The organism is Oleiphilus sp. HI0080, assembly GCF_001635135.1.
Genome location: NZ_LWFU01000138.1, coordinates 1 through 435, shown reverse-complemented (window position 1 = coordinate 435; position 435 = coordinate 1). Strand labels below are relative to the sequence as shown.

The window sequence follows — 435 nt, the reverse complement described above, 5'->3', positions numbered from 1 at the left end:
GTCACGGTTAGGGGGCTTAACGCGGCGCCAGTTGCTGTTGATGATAGCGGTCTCTCCGTAGATGTAGGTCAGGACTTGATTATCAACAGTGCGGATTTGCTTGCGAATGATACAGATCCGGATAATGGTGCTGTACTTACAGTTGTTGGTTTTGAGACGCCATCTCAAGGCAGTATTGTAGATAATGGCGACGGAACGTTTACCTTTAGTACTCCACAAAATTTGTCAATGGCACAAGGGGAGTCTTATGTTAGCTCGCTGACCTATACGGTTGAAGATGAACTAGGTGCTAGTAGTTCGGCTAGTTTTTCCGTAACGGTCAATGGTGTTAATGATGGTCCTGTGGCTGGGGCTTATAATGTTCTGAATTCGGGGGAAGCCGATGTCGTAACAATTGACGTTGCTGATTTACTCGGGCTTGTTTCCGACCCTGAT

The 435-nt window shown here is 46.9% G+C and carries 1 protein-coding gene; it reads left to right on the top strand.

Features of this window, described 5'->3' with window-relative positions:
• Nucleotides 1-435, top strand: a 435-nt coding sequence (locus tag A3751_RS01675; protein WP_197466095.1) for a cadherin-like domain-containing protein, incomplete at both ends; no start/stop codon positions are given.